This is a genomic window from Candidatus Methylospira mobilis (assembly GCF_009498235.1).
GTDB lineage: Bacteria > Pseudomonadota > Gammaproteobacteria > Methylococcales > Methylococcaceae > Methylospira > Methylospira mobilis.
Genome location: NZ_CP044205.1, coordinates 2,634,145 through 2,653,349, shown reverse-complemented (window position 1 = coordinate 2,653,349; position 19,205 = coordinate 2,634,145). Strand labels below are relative to the sequence as shown.

The 19,205-nt window shown below is 50.1% G+C and carries 22 protein-coding genes; 20 read left to right on the top strand and 2 right to left on the bottom strand.

Annotated features, from left to right (window positions below; genetic code table 11):
- The first annotated feature begins 617 nt into the window (after positions 1-617).
- Together F6R98_RS11960 and F6R98_RS21635 are read left to right on the top strand one after the other, a co-directional pair.
- Positions 618-761, top strand: coding sequence for a hypothetical protein (locus F6R98_RS11960; protein ID WP_153249222.1), 144 nt, complete (start codon positions 618-620; stop codon positions 759-761).
- Positions 733-1,014 carry a hypothetical protein gene (locus tag F6R98_RS21635; RefSeq protein WP_194269915.1) on the top strand — a complete coding sequence of 94 codons (282 nt, stop codon included), beginning with the start codon at positions 733-735 and terminating at the stop codon, positions 1,012-1,014. Before F6R98_RS11960 ends, F6R98_RS21635 begins: the two co-directional genes overlap by 29 nt.
- Positions 1,015-1,052: 38 nt before the next feature.
- On the opposite strand, the gene F6R98_RS22475 is transcribed toward F6R98_RS21635, so the two are convergent.
- Positions 1,053-1,181, bottom strand: a complete 129-nt coding sequence (locus F6R98_RS22475) for a hypothetical protein (protein ID WP_265588089.1) — start codon at positions 1,179-1,181, stop codon at positions 1,053-1,055.
- A 598-nt stretch (positions 1,182-1,779) separates the two neighbouring features.
- On the opposite strand from F6R98_RS22475, the gene F6R98_RS11955 reads away from it, so the two are divergent.
- The 17 genes from F6R98_RS11955 (at position 1,780) to F6R98_RS11875 (ending at position 17,759) form a co-directional block, all read left to right on the top strand.
- Positions 1,780-2,235 (top strand): NHLP leader peptide family RiPP precursor, encoded by a 456-nt coding sequence (locus tag F6R98_RS11955; RefSeq protein ID WP_153249221.1) that lies wholly within the window; start codon positions 1,780-1,782, stop codon positions 2,233-2,235.
- A gap of 200 nt (positions 2,236-2,435) precedes the next feature.
- On the top strand, positions 2,436-2,603 hold the full coding sequence (locus tag F6R98_RS11950) for a hypothetical protein (RefSeq protein WP_194269914.1): 168 nt from the start codon (positions 2,436-2,438) through the stop codon (positions 2,601-2,603).
- 341 nt (positions 2,604-2,944) lie between these two features.
- Positions 2,945-3,187 carry an NHLP leader peptide family natural product precursor gene (locus tag F6R98_RS11945; protein WP_153249220.1) on the top strand — a complete coding sequence of 81 codons (243 nt, stop codon included), beginning with the start codon at positions 2,945-2,947 and terminating at the stop codon, positions 3,185-3,187.
- A gap of 838 nt (positions 3,188-4,025) precedes the next feature.
- Positions 4,026-4,451, top strand: a complete 426-nt coding sequence (locus F6R98_RS11940) for an NHLP leader peptide family RiPP precursor (protein ID WP_153249219.1) — start codon at positions 4,026-4,028, stop codon at positions 4,449-4,451.
- Between the two features lie 304 nt (positions 4,452-4,755).
- Entirely contained in the window at positions 4,756-5,229 is a 474-nt protein-coding gene (locus F6R98_RS11935; RefSeq protein ID WP_153249218.1) for an NHLP leader peptide family RiPP precursor, read from the top strand.
- A 43-nt stretch (positions 5,230-5,272) separates the two neighbouring features.
- Positions 5,273-5,689, top strand: coding sequence for an NHLP leader peptide family RiPP precursor (locus tag F6R98_RS11930; protein WP_228124851.1), 417 nt, complete (start codon positions 5,273-5,275; stop codon positions 5,687-5,689).
- A 110-nt stretch (positions 5,690-5,799) separates the two neighbouring features.
- Positions 5,800-6,138: a hypothetical protein gene (locus F6R98_RS11925; RefSeq protein ID WP_153249217.1), complete on the top strand. Its 339-nt coding sequence runs from the start codon at positions 5,800-5,802 to the stop codon at positions 6,136-6,138.
- 264 nt (positions 6,139-6,402) lie between these two features.
- On the top strand, positions 6,403-6,846 hold the full coding sequence (locus F6R98_RS11920) for an NHLP leader peptide family RiPP precursor (protein WP_153249216.1): 444 nt from the start codon (positions 6,403-6,405) through the stop codon (positions 6,844-6,846).
- A gap of 79 nt (positions 6,847-6,925) precedes the next feature.
- Positions 6,926-7,375 (top strand): NHLP leader peptide family RiPP precursor, encoded by a 450-nt coding sequence (locus F6R98_RS11915; protein ID WP_153249215.1) that lies wholly within the window; start codon positions 6,926-6,928, stop codon positions 7,373-7,375.
- A 145-nt stretch (positions 7,376-7,520) separates the two neighbouring features.
- Positions 7,521-7,892, top strand: coding sequence for an NHLP leader peptide family RiPP precursor (locus F6R98_RS11910; protein WP_153249214.1), 372 nt, complete (start codon positions 7,521-7,523; stop codon positions 7,890-7,892).
- Between the two features lie 768 nt (positions 7,893-8,660).
- Positions 8,661-10,184, top strand: a complete 1,524-nt coding sequence (locus F6R98_RS11905; protein ID WP_194269913.1) for a TolC family protein — start codon at positions 8,661-8,663, stop codon at positions 10,182-10,184.
- A complete protein-coding gene (locus tag F6R98_RS11900; RefSeq protein WP_153249212.1) occupies positions 10,181-11,443 on the top strand; it encodes an NHLP bacteriocin system secretion protein in 1,263 nt (420 codons plus the stop codon). Before F6R98_RS11905 ends, F6R98_RS11900 begins: the two co-directional genes overlap by 4 nt.
- Positions 11,444-11,447: 4 nt before the next feature.
- Positions 11,448-13,601 (top strand): NHLP family bacteriocin export ABC transporter peptidase/permease/ATPase subunit, encoded by a 2,154-nt coding sequence (locus tag F6R98_RS11895; protein WP_153249211.1) that lies wholly within the window; start codon positions 11,448-11,450, stop codon positions 13,599-13,601.
- Positions 13,601-16,486 (top strand): NHLP bacteriocin export ABC transporter permease/ATPase subunit, encoded by a 2,886-nt coding sequence (locus tag F6R98_RS11890; RefSeq protein ID WP_153249210.1) that lies wholly within the window; start codon positions 13,601-13,603, stop codon positions 16,484-16,486. Before F6R98_RS11895 ends, F6R98_RS11890 begins: the two co-directional genes overlap by 1 nt.
- A gap of 28 nt (positions 16,487-16,514) precedes the next feature.
- The gene (locus tag F6R98_RS11885) at positions 16,515-17,099 is read left to right on the top strand and encodes an RNA polymerase sigma factor (protein WP_153249209.1); all 585 of its coding nucleotides are present in this window, start codon (positions 16,515-16,517) and stop codon (positions 17,097-17,099) included.
- Positions 17,092-17,472 (top strand): hypothetical protein, encoded by a 381-nt coding sequence (locus tag F6R98_RS11880; protein WP_153249208.1) that lies wholly within the window; start codon positions 17,092-17,094, stop codon positions 17,470-17,472. The genes F6R98_RS11885 and F6R98_RS11880 overlap by 8 nt, the downstream gene beginning before the upstream one ends.
- 38 nt (positions 17,473-17,510) lie before the next feature.
- Positions 17,511-17,759, top strand: a complete 249-nt coding sequence (locus F6R98_RS11875; RefSeq protein WP_153249207.1) for a hypothetical protein — start codon at positions 17,511-17,513, stop codon at positions 17,757-17,759.
- On the opposite strand, the gene F6R98_RS11870 is transcribed toward F6R98_RS11875, so the two are convergent.
- Positions 17,722-18,765: an IS30 family transposase gene (locus F6R98_RS11870; protein WP_153247527.1), complete on the bottom strand. Its 1,044-nt coding sequence runs from the start codon at positions 18,763-18,765 to the stop codon at positions 17,722-17,724. The two genes, F6R98_RS11875 and F6R98_RS11870, sit on opposite strands and share 38 nt — an antisense overlap.
- Positions 18,766-18,818: 53 nt before the next feature.
- Between F6R98_RS11870 and F6R98_RS11865 the strand changes: the two genes are divergently transcribed.
- On the top strand, positions 18,819-19,163 hold the full coding sequence (locus F6R98_RS11865; RefSeq protein WP_153249206.1) for a hypothetical protein: 345 nt from the start codon (positions 18,819-18,821) through the stop codon (positions 19,161-19,163).
- The last annotated feature ends 42 nt before the right edge of the window (positions 19,164-19,205 follow it).

Sequence of the window (19,205 nt, the reverse complement as noted above, 5' to 3'; positions counted from 1 at the left end):
ATTGATGCTCCAAAGGTTATCTAAAATAAGCCAACTGGATCGACTTGGTTTCAGAGCCTAACCAAAACACCAGGCAATATCGGTACGGTAGCGTACATAACCCACATTGTAACTACTTGCGCCCAATTAATGCGGCATTCCCAGCGAGTGCGATTTGAAACGCGATGAGTGGATTTTATACCCGCTCGGCTATGCTTTGCAGATAGCTGGATATTCGACAATAGGCGTGTGCACAGTCTTCTGGGCAGGAGCAGGCAGAGCTTTTGTTTGACTTTGACCCATTATTATTGAATTTTGCCCGGCGCGGTTATTGGTAAAGTCCATATGCGGTTTTTTGGCGAACAGCAGCAAATGACCTTGAATCGTTCCCACAGGCTGTGGGCATCGATTTGGCCGGTTTGCCGCGTTTTCTGCTGGGTTTGGGCGGAATAACAGGCAACTTTTTTTCGCCGCGTGTCAGGATGGCCTGCTAACGCTGTTGCCGGATAAAAGTGGGATCAGGCGAGAACTTTTTGATACATGCTGTTACTCAAAACACAACTGTGTCATTGAAGCGATTCGGGTGGGACAGATAAAATCAACGGATCGAACCGCGCCTTTTCTATGAGGATGAGCTTATGAACGCAGATGCAGAGCATCAACTCGATGAGTACGATGAACAATTTTCCCTGCTGATAGCCAAATGCTGGGCTGACGAAGCATTCAAAGCCAACCAAGCTGCTATCCGACACGATGGAAACTTTGAAAGAGGAAGGTTATGAGATAGAAGAAGGCTTAGCCATCAGAGCCGTGGAAAACAGCAATAGCGTTTATCATCTGGTCATCCCGGAACGTCTGGCCGAATTAACCGGCGAGGAGTTGGATGGGGTGGTAGGCGGGGGTCCCGCTGGATTTCTGGGCCGCACAGCCAGAAAGGTAGTACGTACGTCAGAAGATGTTGCTAGCGCTGCAACCGCATTGCCTAGAATGTTTACTTCAACTTTTAGAAGTGTCTCTGACGGGTTCAAGGAGTAAACCAGTAGATCGTTCCATAAAAATGGTTACATATTTGACTACCCTATGTCGAATTTGTCCATCGAAATATAACGGGTGAAGCATTGATCTCGTCGATAGACGATCAATACCTTGGCGCGCTCAACTTCGCGTGTCGGCGCGGTTCTCGACCTGGAAAGTTTCATCATCGTCTTTTGTTCCTCCGTCAACAACAGTGCCGCACGTTTTGTTTTCCCCGTAATGGATGATCACACCCCATTAAGCGTTGCAAAGAGTCAGGGCTATTATAGGGTAATCTGGAATGATATTGACGGAACGATCTACTAGTCGCGCTCTTCCATTAGACGCGTTGCGTTAATATCCTTTCGAGCGCAGTAGAGATATCGCGTGCCTTTACGTTAACCGGCAATTTAATGCAGAACGCTTTCTTGTCACGGCAGTGACCAGGAAATCGACGGTTCGACCTTCCTGGTCAACGGCGCGATACACTCGTCAAAGCCGATGAAATTGCAGACGTAAGAATTGTTGAAGGCGTCGCCGACGCCAACGGGCAAGCATAAATGGTTGGGTCATTAAACTTTCATATTTTATATGTATTGTCAATAAATTGGCTTTTGCCAGCGAAAGCGCGCCAGGATACGAATGGAGCGTTGCACCTAAAAAGCCCAGAACTTTTTTGTTAACGCGTGTTACTAGATTAGACCTATCCTATTGAGATGCGCTTTGAACGGAGCAGGTTGAAAACGAGAGCGATTCACCTTTTTTCTTTAACTCACGGAGTAGCAAATGAACGAAGTAGCAGCAGAACACGCGGAATACGATGAACATGACGAACGATTCGCCCGTCTGATAGCCAAATGCTGGGCCGACAAAGCATTCAAAGCCAAGCTGCTGGCGAATACGGCAGAAACGCTGAAGGAAGAAGGCTTCGAAATGGCGGAAGGCGTTACTGTCAAGGTAGTGGAAAATACCAAACGTGAAGTCTACATGGTTGTTCCTAATAAACCGGAGGAGTTATCAGATGAAGAGTTGAATGATGTTGTCGGCGGCGGCTCGTTCGTCAGGCGCGGCATCCGCGCAATCAACAAAGCGGGACGCGACTTGTTTGGCTCAGCCGCCGTCAGTGACCGGGCAGCCAACCGTTGGGCTGAGGAGCGCGCGGCAGACCAAGAGTACGATCGCGCACGAGGAAAAATGGGAGCTGCCACCCGTGAGAGGCAAGCGTTTTATGATTCATTATAGTCGCGATGGCTCATCTATGTGCGCGGCGTTGGGCTAATTTTTGTACCCGTCAGGGAGCGACCGGAGTCGTCAATAGTGTACGTACTGTCGAAACGATTCCTGACCGACTTTATGCTCATGAATCCGACGGGAGCGATCCAATAGGCGGTTAAGGGTTTTCAAGGCGGGCCGTAGTTTTTCTTTAATTCACGGAGAAACCAATGAGCGAAGTATCGACAGTACAACACGCGGAATACGATGAACATGAACAACAATTTGCTCGCCTGATAGCTAAGTGCTGGGCGGATGAAGCATTCAAAGCCAAGCTGCTGGCGAATACGGCCGAAACCTTACAGGAGGAGAAGGCTTCGACGTTCCTGAAGCAGTAACAGTTACCGTAGTCGAAAATACCGAACGACTGTTTAATTTAAAAAATGAGGCCAGTCGAGAACTTTTTGCAACGCGCGGGTACTCAGACTATGGAAACGGTGAATAAAGCGTTTTCGTTCATGGTTCGACAAGGTTTTCCTGAGCGTAGTCGAAGGGCTCACCATGAACGAAAACAATCGCTTGTCATTCACTTACGACTACGCTCAGAACAGGCTCTGAGCGTGTCGAAGAATTTAATCAGCGCTTACCTGTAGGTCTCTCAAATATGGTTTTGGCGTGACAGATTGTCTATACGGGTCAAACCGCGCCTTTACTGTTACTGTATGACAGGAACTAGTTTATGAACGCAGAAGCAGAACAAGCAAAGCAACAAATTGACGAACATGAAGAGCAATTTACCCGGTCGATTCCCAGCCGTTTGGTAGTGGATGGCTCCAATGAAAAACTGTTGGCCAATGCTGCAGAAATGCTGAAAGCGGAAGGGTTTGAGCTACAAGAGGGCGTTACAGTCAAAGCGGTGGCGAATACCGATAGCGCGTTTCATCTGGTAATCCTAGAGAGGCCGCAGAATTGTTCGGATTAACAGTCGAAAACGCAGAGGAGGCGATGAGGTTTTGTAAAAGCCGCCAACTATTTACTATAGTAAATTTTTTTCAATGACCGGTATAAGTACAGAAAATGATATATCTTTCACAGATGTAAATGAATTAAGCGATGCTGAGCTTGATCCAGGGAAACACTGATTAATCCATAAATTGCTGATAACTGACACGTAAAATCAATCTGTTGCCATGAAAGTCCGCGCAAAAACCGATTAAATCAGCGCTTCCCTAGTGGTTGGGGGTGGTAAGCATAGCAATGTACGGGATCTGGGTAAGGGCAAGAGAGAGTTATTTACGTATTCACGACAAGGGTCTGGGGATAATTTTAGAGGAACGACTGCCGTAAAATAATTAATTTTCAAAGAGATGCTCAGTTACAGAATGCAGCAAAAGAATTTGAAGCGAGTCTTACTAATGCGGCCTGGTCCATTAGTAGGCAACGTTCTTGGTGACGGTAAGATAATTCCGATTTCCTTTACGCCCGGTCAGTTATAAATTGCTTAAGTCATGAAGCCGTCATACTCGAAACATATACTTGTTGAGTTAGAATTTGACCAACGCCGGCGCATCAGAGTACGAAGGGCGCGCGCGTGAAGCTAAAAAGGAGAAAGTTTTGGCAGCGCGTGTTACTTGGATTATAACTTGGCAGGGTGGTGAAGAATCCAAAAACATACCATATCCTGCGTTTCTGTATTAGGTAAAGGCACCGTTGGTGGTGTTAAAATCGATTTTTTCACTACCCTGCTGCGCATTGACATGTGCTTTGCACAGAGTGGATTAGAAACATGCGATTACTTTTTGTTGAAATGGAGTAACGAAATGAACGAAGTAGCAGCAGAACAAATCCCGGAATATGATGAACACGACGAGCAACTCGCTCGTCTAATCGCCAAGTGCTGGGCGGATGCGGCTTACAAGGCCAAGTTGTTGACGAATACGTCAGAAATTTTAAAAGAAGAAGGCTTTGAGGTTCAAGAAGGAGTGACCATCAGGGCTGTGGAAAACACACGCAGTATGTATCATTTGGTGATTCCTGAAAAACCAGCGGAATTGTCCGATCAGGAGTTGGATGGCGTTGTAGGCGGAATATGGAAAACTATTCGGCGCGCTTCACGTGGACCTCGTATAGCAGTTGCCTATATTAAACACACTGGCCAGATGATGAACGAGCCGAGCAGCTTTCCAACTGATCATATTGCAGCAGAATTAGATCGCGACGTTAACTGGATAAAACGAAATACCTAGGGAGTCTGATTAAGTGCCATTTTTGCCGATTTTAAAATTTAAAAATATTGAATATAGGGTAAATAATATTTTCGCTATGAGCTTGATCAGAGGTTCCCTGGCAGGGTGATGAAAAACTCGATTTCCATGTCACCCATTGTCTATTTCTTCGTTGCCGAGACACAGGATATAGTGGATTTTTGGTTTTTTTCACCACCATGATAACCATAGAAGTTTTTTGGCGACAGACAACGTAGGGACTGGCTTCGCTTAATTTATTCAATCAGAAATATTTCAATTACCCACCTAACATAAGGGCAGAAAAATGAATAACGAATCTGAAGTGCAAAACGAAGAAGATGCTGTAATACAAGAAGAGCAAAAATTCCAGAAAATTATTGCAAAATGCTGGCGGAGTCCTGACTTTAAAGCCGAGCTGATGGCCAATCCTGCCGAAACCTTGCGAAAAGAGGGGCTGGAGCCTCAAGAAGGTGTATCGGTCATGGTTGTTGAAGATACAGAAAAGTTATTTCATTTGGTAATTCCTTATAAGCCTGAAGAATTATCTGAAGAAGATTTGAATGACATTGTTGGAGGCAGTTATGGTGTTGTAATGATGAAAGGATTGAGTCGTGCTGGAGCCAAAGCCATGGTTCTTGGAAGGCATGGTAATCCAGCGTTGGCCATAAGAGTCTTGTCAAAAACAGCCCAATCCATATCAGGGGGCATTATAGCAGTCAGTACCGGTTTAGGCCTTGGTGCAGGCGCTGCTTTGGGTCTTAATAAATTGAAAAAATAATTATTTTCAATGTTTGAAACAAGCCAATCACAGGGGCAGTAAAGTGAATATCGAACAGGAAATATCAACAGAAGATGATGCGGTAATGCAACAAGAGCAAAAAATGCAGCAAGTTATCGCAAAATGCTGGCAAAACTCTGATTTTAAAACCGAGTTAATGGCTAAACCTGAAGAAACTTTGCGGAATGAAGGTGTTGAGCTTCAAGCAGGAGTTTCTGTTAAGGTTGTTGAAGATACTGAAAATTTACTGCATTTGGTAATTCCCTGTAAACCTGCAGAGTTGTCCGAAGAAGAGTTGGATGACATTGTCGGAGGTGCCGGCAGAATAAGAGCCGCCTCTACTGTCGTCATCATGGCACAAAAAGCTGCTAATGCGAGAGCGGTTGCTTACGCTGTCGGCGGCGCACTGAGTGCTCTAGCAGGATATGCCGGCGTTTCTCATTTCTTGAGAAAAAAGTAACGAAGATACCCTCCGCAGATATGAAATTCTTATCGTCTATTATTTCTTTGTAATTAAATTATTACCTAGTTTTTCGATGCAAGAAAGGTCTGATAAAAAGAGAAGTATTTATGGTTGCTGAGCCGGCAGAATATCAAGTAGATGAAAATGAGGATTTGTACTTCAGGCTGATTGCCAAGTGTTGGGTAGACGAATCGTTCAAGAAAAAGCTGCTGCCGAATACAATGAAAACGATAAAGGATTCTAGGTTTGCGCTGCGGGAAGGACTCGATGCTCAAGCGCTGGCGGATATCGATAGTCAACGCCACTTGATAATTCAAGGAAAGCCATATGCGCTGTCGGATGATGAGCTAGAAGCAGTTGTCGGTGGTAAAGGACGATGGGCATTGATCAGGCACGCAGCTAAAGGAACGCAGTTATTATCGGGTTTTTTGGTCCAGGGGCGATAGCAGGTGTTATACAAGGCAAATCATCAAGAAAGGAGTTCAGATGAGGATTTGTTTTAACGGTGTGTTGTCCAATTTCAAGAAATAAGTAACTGAAATATCTTTGGATATTCTGGTATGGTCTTTCCGGCATGATGCGCGCTAAAACATCTAATGAGAACAATTGAATAAATGGAGGGCGATGGTTATTTGTAAGTGATGCTTTAAGTGGTAATATTTTAGGAGCATTATCGCTGCTTTTTTATAAAAGCATTGCCGAGGTATATTATGATTAATCAACTCAAGAGTGAAGATAAAGCGCAGCTTGACGAACATGGTCAGCAATTTCATCGTCTGATATTGAAGTGTTGGGCGGACGAAGCGTTCAAGGCTAAATTATTTGCTAATGCGAAGGAAACATTGAAGGAAGAAGGTGTAGATATTTCTGACGATATAAATGTCAAGGTCCTGGAAAATACAGATAGTTTGCATTATTTGGTTATTCCTGAAAATGTTACCGATATATCAGATGAAGAACTTGACGATATCGTTGGGGGAAGACTTAAGTACGCCTGGATGATGAAAAGAGGGATTTTTTCCCTTGCTCGTGTAACGCAACGAGCTCAAGCTATGAAAAGTGCAAATATATTAAAAAATGCGGTAAAGATTGGAGGCGCATTAGGGCTTGGAGGTGGGTTGGTTGGAGGTGGAGCCTACTTATCGAAAAAGTAGGGTGGGATTTGGCGCGCTTAAGTGAAATGGAAAGGCGGCTAAACTTCAATTTTTTATTTGGCGTAGTATGGTGTATATTATGAATAACGAGATCGAACGTGTTGACGGCGATGTGCTGCCTGATGAAAATGAAGAACAATTGTCCCGTTTAATATTGAAATGCTGGGCTGACGAGGCGTTCAAGGAAAAGCTGCTGGTCGATACAATGAAAACCTTAAAAGAGGAAGGCGTAGATACTCCAGAAGGCGTTACTGTAAAAGCGGTAGAAAATACAAATAGCCTGTTTCATTTGGTCATTCCTGAAAGAAATACCGAGATTTCAAATGAGGAGTTGGAGGAGATTGTAGGGGGACGAGGCGGCATATTTGCAGTGGCGGGGCTGGCATATGCAGCTCATGACCAGCATACTGATACGAATTACAGGGCTACGCCGGGTGGTTGGCGACATCCCACCGACGAGGAAAAGCACAATTCGCCAAGAGCTAAATTGGGACGTTGGCTCCAGGGGAAGGTGTGGAATAAATTTTGATGATCAAAACATCACTCTGTCAACAATCACAGGTCGACGTTATGTGTTGCCTCATTAAATCAGAAATACGGCGCGTTCTTGAGCATAGATTGAAAAATTGATGGGGTAATGGTCAATTTTTAGATAAAAGTATAGGAGCATTCAGATGAATTCCGATTCGGAAGCGCTTGAAAATAATGCAATTCAACAAGCAGAAAAAATACAGGAAATAATAGCAAAATGCTGGGCAGATGAGGATTTCAAAATCAGGCTGTTAGCTAATACAGTAAAAACACTGCAAGAGGAAAATATAGATGTTACTGAAGGGGTTAACATTAAAGCGGTAGAAAATACCGAAAGCGTTTTCCATTTGGTGATTCCAGCCAAGCCAAACGAACTTTCTGATGAAATGCTGGATCAAGTTGTTGGAGGCGTTGATTTTAATAACTTAGGAAAAGCAGTGATAGAAGGGTGCCTGAAACGCCCTCTTTTTCGCTTCGGTGACGGGGGGTTCCGAAACGTAGGCATAAAGTCTTGAGTTATTGATGTGTTTAATGGCGTAATAAGCGAGTGTCGCAGGGCACGAATACCTTTCGGGGTTGGTTTTCTGGAGCCGCATGAGGTATTTAGAGTACAATACTTTGCGAATCAAAGCAGGGAATTAACTTGAGCATTTTAATTCCATAAGGCGATTTTAGCGGGTACGAATGTGCGGCAGTCCGTGGTTTAAATCCACCGGCTTTAGATGTAAGTGTGCATGTCTAACCATCGTGGAAATATCCTCTTGTGCCGTCCGCAAATCCCTTAGCGGCCAGGAAGCGAGCAAAAGTGATTTTCAACGTCAGTTAGTCTTGATCACATATTCTTCAGTTGGCGGTTTAGTCCGCCGATCTTCAACCCAGCAGCTTTAGCTGGTGGTTGTTGAGTGATGCCTTATAGTACTTTCGTTCGATGTAATCGCATTATCGAAAAGCGGGATCGTTTAACGATGCGCTGATTAAGTTCTTCGACAGGATCAGGGCTAACGGTAAGCTTTTTGCAGTAAAATCGCCTGACAATGCGTTGATTTTACGATGCCGCCGTCTGCCTGTTTTGGTTAAATCAGCGATTTCCTGGGAACCGATGAATATCAAAAACGTATACAGAGTAAAAACGTAGTCAAATCATGAAAATACATGTATGTTCATAAACGGATTTTATGAAGCCAGTACATAAATTGTACGTCGCGCTTGTCAGCTTGCTCTTATGGGGCTGTTTAATCGATGCCGGATATGGAGCGCTTGTTCCTGTGGAGCAGGGGGAAATAGTGTCGCCGAATAACGGCGCAATGGAAAAAATCGGCCTTCTGCAGGCGGTGCGCGTAACCCTGGAAGCCAGCCCGATTATTCTTGCGGCGCAGCAGCGCATGGAAGCGGCGGCCGGCAGCCTGACCAGCGCGCACGGTCAGTTTAATACCATATCGCAAGCCTCCGGTGGGGTTGCTCATAATAAGTCCTCCATCATGTATGGCAATACATATGCAGCCACCGCTCGCGGTTTGCAAGTGACCGAGTTCGATAACATGTTTTATAAACTCGGTCTGAGCCAATTATTCCGCTCCGGCATACAGGTGACGCCGACCGTATCGACAGCCCGATTTACTACCCAGGATTTTAATAATACGGCTCCAAATACCTCCGCGACTATTAATCTGAATATAGTCATACCTTTGCTGCGCGGTTTAGGGGTCAAGGCGACCGCTGCGCAGGAAATTGCGGCGGAGCACGGGTTCGACAAGACGCGTTACGAATTATGGCAGACGGTGGCTGATGAACTGCAGAAAACGGTGTCTGCCTACTGGGCCTATGTGGCGGTTGCTCAACAGCTCGAAATTTGGCGGGCGGCTGAGGAAAGAAACCGTAAATTGCTGGAGGATGGCTTTCGTCTGGCAGATGCCGACCAAATCCCGCGTTCGGATCTCAACAACTATCAGGCGTCACTGGCGGGCGCGGAAGCGGATCGCGCGCAAGCTGAACAGGGACTGGTCTCAGCTCGTCAGACGCTGGGCATGGTGATGGGGGTGCCCGCGGACCATTTGGCTGCGATCCCTTTGCCTTCGGACAGTTTTCCTGTTCCTCATACGGATGCAGTGGCGTATGCAACCTCCAACCTGAACAGAATGACAGCGTATGCGTTTGGCCATCGCAGCGATCTGCTCGCCGCCGAGCAACACATGCAGTATTATCAGGCCTTGCTGGGAGGCGCCGAGAGCGAGCTCAAGCCCAAGGTGAATTTAAGTCTGGATATTGGCTACACGGGATTGTCCAATTCGGTGGTTGCGATGAATCTGTTGACAGCCTACGGCCAAAACATCCAGGGATATACCGGAGGCGCAACTCTCAGTTACGAGTTTCCGTTTGCCAATGAAAAAGCGAAAGGCCAATTCCGCCAAACCGCTTCGTCGATGACCGAAGCGCAGATTCTTCAGGGAAATCTGGCGCGCTCCATTGCTTCGTCGGTGCAGGTGGCGACCAGCGGCTTGCAGCAGAGCATGAATAGCTTGCGGTTTGCCTCGACCGCTGTCGATAGCCGCTTACAGGCGTTCCAGAGCGAGAAAAAGAAACAGCTTGCGGGCATGTCCACCGTCATCAACGTGATGATGGTCGAACAGAACCTGACCCAGGCGCAACTGGCTAAAACCCAGGCGGCAATGAATCTGGCCAATGCCGTGGTGCGCTATCGCTTCGCCACGGCGTCGCTGTTTGCGCCGGGCGACGAGTCCCGCGATATCAATCTGGAGCGATTGACCACCGTGCCGTTGCATCCGGACTCCGATATGAGAATGCCATGAAAGATTCCCTATTCCGCAAGAGCGCTTTGCAACAGTTGAGCGCGCCGGAACAGCTTGACCAATTGATGCAGGTCACCAGCCGCCGAGGCTGGATTGCGCTGAGCGGTTTGATGCTGGCGCTGGCCGCCACGCTGTTCTGGAGCGTGTTCGGCTCCATACCTACCCGCATCGCCGGACAGGGGATATTGCTCAAGCGCGGCGGCGTTCATGTGGTTGTGGCGCAGGGAGCGGGAGTAATTTCTCACCTCGAGCCGCTTAAACCCGGCGATCGTCTGATGGAAGGCCAGATCATCGCCAGCATTGCCCAGCCGGTAGCGAGTTCGCAACGTGATGCGGCCAAAGTCAATCTGGCCGAGCTGGAGCAGGAAGAATCCGTCATGGCGCAGGCGGTGGAACACAATCTCGAATTGAGCCGTCAGCATTTCAAGCAGCGGGAAAAGGCTATTGCTCTGGGTAAGGAAGCCAAGGGCGAGTTGGTGCAGTCGTTGCAGTTGACTCTGCAAGGTCAGGAAGCGTTGTTGCGGGACGGCATCATTACCCGGCAAAGCTATGAAAATTCGCGCCAGGCATTGTTCCAGGCGCGGCAGGACATTCAGAATTACGATGCCCAACTCAAACAATTGGCGCATGAACACAATGTCGCCGAGACCAACTCCAGACAGCAACTGATCGGTATTCATGAACGTGTGCAGAACGCGCGCGGTCAATTGCGTCAAAACGATGCGAATCTCACGCTGACTTCGACCGTGGTTAGCCCATACGAAGGGCGTGTGATTGAAATCAAGGCAACGGAAGGCAGCGCCGTCAACGCGATGTCGCCGATAATCGACGTCGAAGACGAAACCAGCGAACTGGAAGCAGAGATTTATCTCCCGCCGCTCGGGGAAGCGAAAAACGTGCGGGTAGGTATGGAGGTGCAGCTTTCGCCCGATACCGCCAAGCGTCAGGAATTCGGCTTTATCGTTGGACGCGTGGAATCGGTTTCGCTATTTCCGGCGACTCGCGAAGGCATGCTGGCCATATTGCATCGCGATCGGGTGGTGGACAGCCTGCTTTCCAAACAAGGTCCCCCTGTTGCGGTCAGGGTAAGCCTATTGAAAAATCCGTCCACCCGCAGCGGTTTGCAGTGGTCGTCGCGCGCCGGCTCCAAAGTGGAAGTGAGCGGAGGCACCCTGTGCACCGCGCAAATAAAACTGAGGGAACGTCCTCCCATTACGCTGGTGATGCCCTGGCTCAAACACCTGTTTGGCCTGGAATAACGGCATGAAGGCGATCAAACGGGCGCGGACGCCCACCATATTGCAGATGGAAGCGGTGGAATGCGGAGCGGCTGCGCTGGCCATCGTACTGGCCTATTTCGGACGCCGCGTGCCGCTCGAAGAACTGCGGATCGCTTGCGGCGTATCGCGCGACGGCAGCAAGGCCAGTAATATCGTCAAGGCCGCCCGTACTTTCGGTCTCGAGGCCAAGGGGCATCGTCACAGTATCGGCGAACTGAATAAGATGCCGCTTCCGGTCATCCTGTTCTGGAACTTTAATCATTTCCTGGTACTGGAGGGTTTTGGTAAAAAGGGTCGTGTTTATATAAACGATCCTGCCAGCGGGCCGCGCGTGGTGACGGGCGCCGAGTTCGACAAGGCCTATACAGGTATCGTGCTGAGCTTTGCGCCAACCGGGGAGTTTCAGCGAGGCGGCGGGCAAAAAAATCTGGCGCAGCGGCTGTTGCCGCGTTTGGCGGGCTTGCACGGCGCGCTCCTTTTCGTAGTGATTGCGACACTGGGGCTGGTAATTCCCGGTTTACTGATGCCTACGTTTACCAAAGTGTTTATCGATGATTATCTCATCGGCGGGCATCAGGATTGGGTGCGTCCCTTGTTGCTGGGCATGGCATGTACTGCGGTGGTGCGCGCAGCGTTGACGGCATTGCAGCAGAATTATCTGTTGAGATTGGACAAACGGCTTGCCGTCAGCATGTCCGGCAGCTTTTTCTGGCATGTGCTGCGCTTGCCGGTCGAGTTTTTCCAGCAACGTTACGCCGGTGATATAGCGCAACGCGTGGGATCGAACGATACCGTTGCCGAATTGCTTTCCGGCGATTTGGCTACCAATACCGTTAACCTGATCATGCTGGTTTTTTTTGCGGCGCTGATGTTTCAGTATGACGTGGTTTTGGCCGTCATGAGTATTATCATTGCGATTATCAACCTGCTGGTGTTGAGCAAGCTGAACCGCGTAGGCCGCGACGGCAATCTGCGCATGCAGCAGGACCATGCCAAGCTGATGGCCGCTACCATGGGCGCCATACAGATGATCGAAACCTTGAAGGCGAGCGGCAGGGAATCGGATTTTTTCATGCGCTGGTCCGGTTATATGGCCAAGGTGCTTAATACCTCGCAAAAAGTCGGACTGTATTCGCTTACACTGGGTACGCTTCCCACCTTATTGGATGCAATCAGCCATACCGCAGTATTGGGATATGGCGGCTATCAGGTGATGCAGGGCGAGATGACGGTCGGCACGCTGGTGGCTTTTCAATCCTTGATGTCCAGTTTCATGGGGCCGGTTGGTCATCTGTTGGGGCTGGTGCAAAAAGTACAGATAATAGAAGCCGATCTGACCCGGTTGGACGATGTGCTGCATTATCCGGTCGATCCGTTGACTCAGGATGTTGAATCCGTAGACGCCGGGTTTGTGCGCCTGACCGGGCGGCTGGAACTGTGCAACGTCAGCTTCGGTTACAGCCCGCTCGATCCTCCCCTGATCGAAAATTTGAATCTGACGCTGAAACCGGGACAGCGTATCGCGCTGGTGGGCGGCTCAGGTAGCGGCAAATCGACCATAGCCAAGCTGATTGTTGGTCTGAACAAGCCATGGGGCGGCGAAATCCTGTTCGACGGGCTTCAGCGTTCGGCGATACCTCGTCAGGTTCTGGTCAGCTCGCTGGCGCATGTCGATCAGGATATTGTTCTTTTCGAAGGTACGATACGAGAAAACCTGTGTTTGTGGGATGGCAGCGTACCCGAAGGTCAAATGCTGCAGGCTGCCAAGGATGCGCAGATACACGATGTCATCGGAAACAGGCCCGGAGGCTATGACGGCCCGGTGACGGAGCGCGGCTCCAATTTCAGCGGAGGGCAGTCGCAACGCCTGGAAATTGCCCGCGCCCTGGTTCATGCCCCAAGCTTGCTGGTGATGGATGAGGCGACTTCGGCGCTGGACCCGCTGACTGAAAAGCAGATAGACGACTGCATTCGGCGCCGGGGCTGCGCATGCCTGATCGTGGCGCACCGCTTGAGCACCATACGCGATGCCGATGAAATTATAGTGCTTGAGCATGGCAAAGTGGTGCAGCGCGGCACTCATGATGAACTGCTGGCGCTGGGCGGCCTGTATGCCAACTTGATTAGGATGGAATAGTGGCGATTCCAGAAATTGGCGAATACCTGGTACTCTCAGGTAATAAACCCTGGTTGCTGCACGGGCCGGAGCGGGTTTGGCTGGTAACCGCGGGAGCGGTCGATATCCATGTGGTGCCGCTGCTGGCCGATGGCGGCTGGGGAGCCCGTCAGCATCTGCGGCGCGTTTCCGTAGATGGCGTCATCATGGGACTGCCTTCACTGACGAGCAATGCCGGTTTTGCGCTGATAGCGCAGCCTCTTCCGGGTAGCTGCTGCCGCTATCTCGACGAGGATGCCTGCCGGCACTTGCAGCAGGACGTTGAACAGTATGTACTCTGGCGGGGTTGGTCGTCGGGCTGGGTGCAAACGCTTGGCAACGGTTTATCCCACCGCTCGCGTCCGCGCGAAAACCGGATTGTCACTGCCGGTTCCGGTTTCAGTCTGAGTTCGGGCGGCACCGCCTATGCGTCGGCGCAATCCGTCGTCTGGGTTCGTGCGATACAAGGCGAGGCCGAATGGCTGGGCCGAATCCCGATGGTCGGCGATGGCTGTTATCCCTTGACGTCAACGGTATGGCTGTCAGCGCTTTCGGCGCTGAAACTCGATACCTGGAACACAGCAGAGCTACCCAATGCCGAATTGGATAAATCGCTTGCATTATTTTATGCCTGTGTCATGCAAGTGATCGCTGAAGAGCAGCAACAGGAACGGCTTGCGGAACATGCGCGTCAACTGCAACGCGCACAGGATGGCGATGGTATTTTTGCGCGCGCGATCGCCGGTTTGGCGGCGGTATTGCAACCGGGCCGCCAATTCGAAGCCGCAGCCGACGCGATGGAAACCGATCCGGTTTTCTCGACAATATCGGAGGTGCTTGCTGCAACCGGTATCAAGGCTAAACATCCTCCGCAATCCGCGTACATGGAAACAGCGTCATCCGGCTTGATCGCCAGGATCGCGCGCGCTTCGGGAGCCAATTATCGGCAAATATCGCTGATGGGGAAAGACTGGTGGGGCGAGGATGTGGGGCCTTTGCTGGGATTCTGGAAGGCGGATGGCCGGCCGGTGGCCATTTTACCGCTTACTCATGGCGGATATCGCGTGCTTGACCCGGCAAACGGCACTGAGTTGCGGCTTAATCAGCGCGTTGCCGAGCGGTTGGTCGATACGGCTTTCATGTTCTTCCGGACGTTTCCCGAGGGGCCGATCACCTTGCGAGGATTGCTGCTGTTCGGTTTGAAAAACAATGGATATGATTGGGGGGTGGTCGCGTCTCTGGGTGTGATCAGCGCGCTGCTTGGGCTGCTGACGCCGATTATGACCGGCATGCTGATTAATACGGTCATCCCAGAGGCTGAACATAGTCAACTGGTTCAGCTCAGCAGCATCCTATTGATTGCAGCGATCAGTTCCGCGAGTTTTGGCTTGACCAGCGCGATTGCTTTGCAGCGTATTGAAGCGCATATGGAAATTTCCGCCAATGCGGCTATCATCGATCATTTATTACGCTTGCCGGTGAATTTTTTTCGCGAGTACACTTCAGGCGATCTGGCCACGCGCGCTTTCGGCCTGGACAGTATTTTACAGTCGCTGACAGGCACCGTATTGCATGTGCTGATGAGCGGCTTGTTTTCTATCTTCAGTTTTCTTTATCTGTTTTTTGTTAGTTTAAACTTGGCCCTGGTCGCTTTGCTGATTACCGTGGTTGCCGTTGCGGTGACAATAGTCATCAATTTGCAGTGTTTGCGTCATGAACGTGAATTGACCAGGATAGCCGGCGATTTATCCGGCGAAGTCTTTCAGATACTCAACGGTATTGCCAAGCTCAGGGTTGCCGCCGGAGAACGCCACGCTTTCGCCCGTTGGGCTTCTCGTTTTAGCGAGCAGAATATGCATTCCTACCGTGCGCATCGTTTGATGATAGGCCTGTCGATTTTCGATTCGTTCCTGCCGGTGGTTGCATCAATGAGCTTGTTTGGCATGATGGCATTTGGCTCAATTAAAGTTGATACCGGTAATTTTATCAGCTTCGAAACTGCATTTACCCACTTTTTGACAGCGGGTATCGGCATGGGCGAGGCGTTGATTGCGGTATTGAATGTCATTCCGTTGTATGAGCGCATGAAGCCATTGCTGCAAACCAGCCCGGAAGTGGATTTGCTTAAGCCGGAGGCAGGCGAGCTTTCCGGGGCGATAGAGTTATCGGCGGTGACTTTTCGCTACGACAGCAAGTTGGCGCCGGTTCTCGATCAGTTCAGTCTAAATATCGCCCCCGGCGAGTTTGTCGCACTGGTAGGGCCCTCCGGTTGTGGTAAGTCGACCTTGCTGCGTTTGTTGCTGGGTTTTGAAAAGCCGGAATCCGGTTCGGTGTATTACGACAACCAGGATATCGCCGGCTTGGATATCGTCTCGATTCGTAAGCAAATCGGTGTGGTGCTGCAGCACGGACGCTTGATGCCGGGAGATATTTTTACCAATATCGTCGGTTCAGCAATTCTGAGCTACGAGGATGCCATGGAGGCGGCGCGCATGGCGGGCATGGAGGAGGATTTAAAAGCGATGCCGATGGGTTTGCACACGGTGGTTGATGAAGGCGCCGGCACCTTATCGGGAGGGCAGCGCCAACGCCTGATGATTGCGCGGGCGCTGGTTTCCAGACCTCGCATTCTGTTTTTCGATGAAGCGACCAGCGCGTTGGATAACCGCACCCAGCAACGGGTCAGCGAAAGTATCGAGCGTCTCAATGCGACACGCGTGGTTGTGGCCCACCGTCTTTCCACCATACGCCATGCGGATCGCATTATCATGATGGAGAGCGGAAAAATAGTGGAAATGGGCCGCTACGAAGAATTGATGAACCGGAATGGGCGTTTTGCCGAACTAGCCAAGCGGCAACTGGCGTGAAATCCTATTTTTGAGGTGATCTGTTGTCATGACTATTGAGCCTGATTTGCATGTTGAGCCTGTCGTCCTGTTGCATTCGAGCGATGAGCTGATGCAGAGCTTTCCGGAACTGGTTTCCCGGCATCAGGGCCGCGTTTATCGTTTCCTGCTGCGCCTGGTCGGACATCGTGAGGACGCTTACGAGCTGGCGCAGGAAACATTTTTACAAGCCTATCGCAGCTTGCCCGAGTTTCGCGGCGAAGCGCTTTTTTCGACCTGGTTGCTGGGCATAGCCGCGAATCTGGCGCGCAACCATATGAACCGCTCGCCTGAACGGCGCTTTGCATTTTTGCGGCATGATGAGCTCGATGAAATGGAAACAGGGCGATACACAGACTGTCCTTCGGTTCAGATTGCGCAAGATGACCGTTTGCGCGCGATACAGCGCGCCGTGCAGGCATTGCCGGATGAACTGCGCGCGCCGCTGGTGCTGGTGGCTCTGGAGGGTTACGATTACGCTACGGCGGCAGTTATCCTGGACATACCGATGGGTACGCTCAAAAGCCGAATGAATCGGGCGCGCCGGGAGTTGCGTGCAACTTTATCTGAATACCGGGGGTTGGCTTATGCATAACAATCCGGCCTGTGAACAGATCATTAGCGCCTGGATCATCCGTATGGACGAGCCTGATTCCCAGGACACGGGATTTTCCGAGGAAACATTTCAGACACATTTTGCCGAGTGTGAGGACTGCCGGAAATTAATTGAAGGAATTCAGGCCGATGCGAAAATGCTTAACGCCTGGTCCGGTAGGGAGGTTATCGAGCCCGGTGTCGATTTTACCCAAAGTGTGCTTATTAAGCTCGGCCTGCAAAATGCTCCGTCAGGACCGGGAAATCTTTCCGGGAGAGATCTCAATGACGATGAGCTCGAGTGGGTTGCCGCCGCCGGAGAGAAGCTGCAAGCCGCCGACCCGCCTGTTCCGGGCGTGCCCCGTAAAACGTAAAACATGAAATATTTTGTTTGCAGATGCTGGAATATCGAATGCGCATTGACTTCAATTTTAAAATTGTTTTGTGTGGGATTTTGCTGTTAATCATGGCTGGTTGCGCTTCCGTACTGAGTGTAGATCCGAACGATGCTCCGGCCGTGAATGAGGCGGTTCAAGTCGAGCGCGATACCTTCAAAGGCGTCACGTATTTCCGGGGGCCTGCGATCACCGGTACAGGCGATGCCGCTGGTAATGGTGGCGGTTTCAAATTCCAAGTGCAACGGTTGTTGATTCGCACATAGCCTCATCCTTTTGGCAATTATGCAGGAATTCGGCATAAACTTCCAAGGGGGTTCTAAACCCGAGAATTTTTCTCGGTCTCGTGTTCAGTCTGTATGCGATTTCATCCAGTTGCTCCTGCGAGTAGGTCGACAAATCGGTTCCTTTGGGTAAATACTGGCGCAGTAGTCCATTGGTGTTCTCGTTACTTCCGCGTTGCCAAGGGCTATGAGGGTCGGCAAAGTAGATGGTGATGCCCGCTCGCTCACTGAGCGTTTTATGGCAGCTCATTTCCTTACCTTGATCATAGGTCATGGTTTTGCGCATCGGCTCATGGACACGGTTCAATGCGTTACTGAAGCCTTCCAGTGCGGCTTCAGCCGTGCCGGACGTCATAGCCGCCAGCATCACAAGGCGGCTGCTACGCTCGACCAGCGTGCCTACCGAAGAACGATTGCCTGACCCCTTGATCAGATCACCTTCCCAATGCCCTGGAACCAGCCGGTCTTCAATCTCCGGTGGACGTACATGCAAGCTGTTCATATCAGGTATCTGACCACGCCGATCGGTTCCTCTGGCGCGAGGACGTCTGCCCGTGTGAGATTGCCGCAAACAGCTCAACAGTTCGCTGCGTAATTCACCGCGTGGGAAGGCATACAGTGCGGTGTATATCGTTTCATGTGACACCGTAAGGGCTCCCTGCTCTGCATACACGCGCTTGAGTGTGCCAGAAATCTGTTCAGGCGACCAACCTTCATGCAGAAAGTAATCGACTACGCCAAAAAGCAGGCTATCCGGTAATAATTTGCGCGGCTTTCGAGCCATATGGCGTAACTGCCTCGCTCGTATCCCCGCCGTACCTGCGCAATAGCTACCAGACTTGACTGGATTGCGTAACAATTCGCGACTGATCGTTGACGGAGATCGCTGTAATCTCAAAGCCATCGCCCTCAGGCTATGTCCATCTGACTTCATCAACATGATCGCGGCACGATCCTCTGCACTTAAGTGATTATATTTCTTTTCCATTGCAACACCTTATCATAGTGTTGCACTTGTATTTTGAGCCCGCCGGTCCAAAAGTGCAAGAAATTATATTAAATGCCAGCGATGAGCGAGACCAGGCCATGCGCTATTTCCTTGATATTACGGGTTACTATGATGGCGACTGGCTCGGTTTCGATAAGGCTTTTGATTCGTCCGGAAAAAAATTTCATGCGCTGACGGTTAAACATAAGCCAGATTGTCAATTGCTCTGCGGGTACGATGAAGTGTTGGAAATTGAACTTACCCGCAAATATCTCGACGATCATGCTCAAACAGGCGTTAATATGCGTTTGTATGGACCGGCCGGCGCAGCATCGGCCCCATTCACTCTTCCTGCGGCCTACCTGCAAGGTTTTTTAAACAAATTTTATGACGATTGAATAAAAGCGAGGAATGACGGCAAAGCTGCTTTAAGCAAGGCG

What these genes read in the sequence shown, in the direction of transcription:
- F6R98_RS11935 (WP_153249218.1), top strand. Translation starts at nt 4,756, where the DNA reads ATGAATAACGAATCTGAAGTGCAAAACGAAGAAGATGCTGTAATACAA.
- F6R98_RS11910 (WP_153249214.1), top strand. Translation starts at nt 7,521, where the DNA reads ATGAATTCCGATTCGGAAGCGCTTGAAAATAATGCAATTCAACAAGCA.
- F6R98_RS11875 (WP_153249207.1), top strand. Translation starts at nt 17,511, where the DNA reads ATGCGCATTGACTTCAATTTTAAAATTGTTTTGTGTGGGATTTTGCTG.
- F6R98_RS11880 (WP_153249208.1), top strand. Translation starts at nt 17,092, where the DNA reads ATGCATAACAATCCGGCCTGTGAACAGATCATTAGCGCCTGGATCATC.
- F6R98_RS11885 (WP_153249209.1), top strand. Translation starts at nt 16,515, where the DNA reads ATGACTATTGAGCCTGATTTGCATGTTGAGCCTGTCGTCCTGTTGCAT.
- F6R98_RS11955 (WP_153249221.1), top strand. Translation starts at nt 1,780, where the DNA reads ATGAACGAAGTAGCAGCAGAACACGCGGAATACGATGAACATGACGAA.
- F6R98_RS11940 (WP_153249219.1), top strand. Translation starts at nt 4,026, where the DNA reads ATGAACGAAGTAGCAGCAGAACAAATCCCGGAATATGATGAACACGAC.
- F6R98_RS11870 (WP_153247527.1), bottom strand. Translation starts at nt 18,765, where the DNA reads ATGGAAAAGAAATATAATCACTTAAGTGCAGAGGATCGTGCCGCGATC.
- F6R98_RS11900 (WP_153249212.1), top strand. Translation starts at nt 10,181, where the DNA reads ATGAAAGATTCCCTATTCCGCAAGAGCGCTTTGCAACAGTTGAGCGCG.
- F6R98_RS11915 (WP_153249215.1), top strand. Translation starts at nt 6,926, where the DNA reads ATGAATAACGAGATCGAACGTGTTGACGGCGATGTGCTGCCTGATGAA.
- F6R98_RS21635 (WP_194269915.1), top strand. Translation starts at nt 733, where the DNA reads ATGGAAACTTTGAAAGAGGAAGGTTATGAGATAGAAGAAGGCTTAGCC.
- F6R98_RS11895 (WP_153249211.1), top strand. Translation starts at nt 11,448, where the DNA reads ATGAAGGCGATCAAACGGGCGCGGACGCCCACCATATTGCAGATGGAA.
- F6R98_RS11960 (WP_153249222.1), top strand. Translation starts at nt 618, where the DNA reads ATGAACGCAGATGCAGAGCATCAACTCGATGAGTACGATGAACAATTT.
- F6R98_RS11920 (WP_153249216.1), top strand. Translation starts at nt 6,403, where the DNA reads ATGATTAATCAACTCAAGAGTGAAGATAAAGCGCAGCTTGACGAACAT.
- F6R98_RS11945 (WP_153249220.1), top strand. Translation starts at nt 2,945, where the DNA reads ATGAACGCAGAAGCAGAACAAGCAAAGCAACAAATTGACGAACATGAA.
- F6R98_RS22475 (WP_265588089.1), bottom strand. Translation starts at nt 1,181, where the DNA reads ATGATGAAACTTTCCAGGTCGAGAACCGCGCCGACACGCGAAGTTGAG.
- F6R98_RS11950 (WP_194269914.1), top strand. Translation starts at nt 2,436, where the DNA reads ATGAGCGAAGTATCGACAGTACAACACGCGGAATACGATGAACATGAA.
- F6R98_RS11925 (WP_153249217.1), top strand. Translation starts at nt 5,800, where the DNA reads ATGGTTGCTGAGCCGGCAGAATATCAAGTAGATGAAAATGAGGATTTG.